2 rRNA genes are annotated in these 410 nt (G+C 52.7%); both read right to left on the bottom strand.

The features are described from left to right. Positions 1-111 (bottom strand): 5S ribosomal RNA (gene rrf / locus AACQ95_RS14395); the annotation flags it as partial. Between the two features lie 123 nt (positions 112-234). Beyond that, positions 235-410, bottom strand: a 23S ribosomal RNA gene (locus AACQ95_RS14390); the annotation flags it as partial.

Here is a 410-nt window from a genome sequence, read left to right as displayed (position 1 = left end):
GGCAGTGTCCTACTCTCGCATGGCGAATGCCACACTACCATCGGCGCTACCGCGTTTCACTTCTGAGTTCGGCATGGGATCAGGTGGTTCCACGGCGCTATGGCCGCCAGGCAAATAACTTCAATCTCGGAAAGCTGACGTGAATAACGACTGATTGGCTATTGCCTGGTCGCTATCACTGAATTAGTAGTTCGTTCATTCGCTACAAGGCCAGAAACACTTCTTGGGTGTTGTATGGTTAAGCCTCACGGGTAATTAGTATGGGTTAGCTCAACACGTCGCCGCGCTTACACACCCCACCTATCAACGTTGTGGTCTCCAACGGCCCTTTAGGACCCTCAAGGGGTCAGGGATGACTCATCTCAGGGCTCGCTTCCCGCTTAGATGCTTTCAGCGGTTATCGATTCCGA

It is taken from the genome of Aeromonas sp. MR19, assembly GCF_963899305.1.
GTDB classification, from domain to species: Bacteria; Pseudomonadota; Gammaproteobacteria; order Enterobacterales; family Aeromonadaceae; genus Aeromonas; species Aeromonas bestiarum.
The sequence above is the reverse complement of the archived record's forward strand: the minus strand, read 5'-3'. Positions and strand labels throughout refer to the sequence as shown.